General features: G+C 62.7%; 2 protein-coding genes. Both read right to left on the bottom strand.

Features of this window, described 5'->3' with window-relative positions:
* Positions 1 to 55: 55 nt before the first annotated feature.
* Complete coding sequence (locus EOA79_RS31385) at positions 56 to 1246, bottom strand: aminotransferase class V-fold PLP-dependent enzyme (RefSeq protein ID WP_067329209.1); 1191 nt, start codon at positions 1244 to 1246, stop codon at positions 56 to 58.
* A gap of 122 nt (positions 1247 to 1368) precedes the next feature.
* Positions 1369 to 1992 (bottom strand): response regulator transcription factor, encoded by a 624-nt coding sequence (locus EOA79_RS31380; RefSeq protein WP_067329607.1) that lies wholly within the window; start codon positions 1990 to 1992, stop codon positions 1369 to 1371.
* Positions 1993 to 2440 lie beyond the last annotated feature (448 nt).

Here is a 2440-nt window from a genome sequence, read left to right as displayed (position 1 = left end):
GCGCTGGAGCCTGAGCTTCTCGAGGTGGTTGATGGTGTGGCTCATCGTCCGTTCCTCACGCCGCCTCGGCGACCGGCATTGCGGCCGTGCGCCGGAAATGCTCGATCGCAGCCGCCACGCCCGAGCCCGGCGCCAGGCGCACGCCGCAATCAAGCAGCGCCATTTCGGCCGCCGACAGCGAGGCGCAGACCATCACCTCGTTCAGCCAGCCGAGATGGCCGATGCGGAAGACCTTGCCGAAGACCTTGTTGAGGCCGCCGCCGAGCGATGTCTGATAGGTGCGGTAGGCACGCTTGACCACGTCGCCGCTGTCGATGCCTTCCGGCACCAGGATCGCGCTCACCGTATCGGAGTGCCATTGCGGCGCCTTGGCGCACAGCTTCAACCCCCAAGCGTCGACCGCCTTGCGCACGCCTTCGGCGAGGCGATGGTGGCGGGCGAAGATGTTGTCTAGCCCTTCCTCGGCGATCAGGTCGAGCGAGGCGCGCAGGCCGCGCAGCAGCTGCGTGGCGGGTGTGTAGGGGAAATAGCCGGCGTCGTTGGCGCGGATCATGTCATCGAAGGAGAAGTAGCAGCGCCGGTGGGTCGCGACTCGCGACGCCGCCAGCGCCTTCTTGCTGACCGACAGGAAGCCGAGGCCGGCGGGCAGCATGAAACCTTTCTGCGAGCCGCTTACCGCGCAGTCGACGCGCCATTCCTCCTGACGGAAGTCGATCGAGCCGATCGACGAGACGCCGTCGACGAAGAGGAGCGCTGGGTGGTTCACTGCATCGAGCACCGCGCGACAGCCGGCGACGTCGCTGGTAACGCCGGTGGCGGTCTCGTTTTGCGTGCAGAAGACCGCCTTGATCTGGTGCGCCTTGTCCGCCCGCAGCCTTTCGGCATAGAGGTCGAGCGGGACGCCGGTTCCCCATTCACAATCGATGACGTCGACGTCGAAGCCGAGGCGCTCGGCCATGTCGACCCACAGATGCGAGAACTGGCCGAAGCGCGACATAAGCACCCGGTCGCCCGGGTTGAGCACGTTGGTCATCGCCGCCTCCCAGGCGCCGGTGCCGGACGACGGATAGATGAAGACGCGGCCGGTCTCGTTCTTGAAAACCTTCTTGATGTCCTCGAACAGCGGGAGCGTGAGATTGGGGAAGGAGGCGGCGCGCATGTCTTCCATCGGCAGGTTCATCGCCTGCCGGACCTCTTCAGGAATGTTGGTGGGTCCAGGGATGAAAAGATGGGTAAACCCGGCCATGCGCAAACTCCTCCTGCGTTTTTGGGATGCTGGAGGAAGTTTCATGTCGATGGCGCCGAGCGACAACACCTTGCCGGGTAAGTTGTCGCCACGCGTGGGTAGGTCGAGCCTACCCGATCCGCCTACCCGAAAGGCGATTTGGAGCCGCGTCGCTTCTCGTTGGCATAGAGCGCGACAGCCATGGCGCGGTTGCGCACGTCAAGCTTGTCGTAAAGATTTTTGAGATGGTACTTCACCGTGTTCTCGGAGATCCCGGTGCGGGTCGCGATCTGGAGATTGGTCCAGCCATCGGAAAGCACCGCAAGCAATTCGCGCTCGCGCACGGTGAGTTGCGACAGCGGCGTATCGTTGACCTTGTTGATGTCGATGTAAGGGATGCAGATCCGCCCATGCGCGACCGCCAGGATCGTCTCGAATATGATCGAAGGATCGTCGAACTGAAAGCAATAGCCCTGGGCGCCGAGCCGCACGCACTGCTTCAGGATGCCGATGTCATGATCATTGGAAAAGACCGTGATGCGCAGGTCGAGCTTGCGGTTCTGGATTTCCGCCAGGACATCGGCGCCATCCATGTCGGCGAGCTTCCAGCCGATGACGGCGACGTCGAACCTGGTGTTCGCCGCCAATTCCAGGAATTGCTTGCCGCTCGGCACGGAGCTCAACAGCTCGAAACGCCCGTCGCATTCCAGCATCTCGCGAAGCGCAGACACGACAAGCGGATTGCGCTCGGCGACGATAACACGCACGCGCTGCTCGCCAACTGCTTCGTTCGTTTTCCGGGACTTGCGGTTCAAGGCCTGCCGATTGTCCTGTCGATCTTGCCGATCCACCTGGACCTGCATCATGGCAATTCTGCCCCAACAGCAAAAGGGCGCTCTTTCCGCAGCGACATGCGCTGTCGCGGCGGCTGAACCCGCAAATGCGGCGCGACCCGCCTTTACCGGGAGGCGTCGCGGGGACATTTCTCTGAGTATTCCGCGCGCTACGGCTATATTTTCTCAGGACGAATCGTGTCTCGACCCTATCTGCCGCATAAGCATCGGATTTCCCGAAATGCGGTTTCCACTTTTCGGGCTCATGCTCTAGACCTGATTCACACCCTTTCCGGATTGCTGTTGGCGGGAGGCGCTGGTGGAAGGCCAGGACAGAGAGACGACCGGCGCCAGAACCGTCGAGGAAGGCGGCGCCGACATC

Origin of the sequence: Mesorhizobium sp. M1A.F.Ca.IN.020.03.2.1 (assembly GCF_004023205.1) — a bacterium.
GTDB lineage: Bacteria > Pseudomonadota > Alphaproteobacteria > Rhizobiales > Rhizobiaceae > Mesorhizobium.
This window is presented reverse-complemented; position numbering and strand designations above follow the sequence as displayed.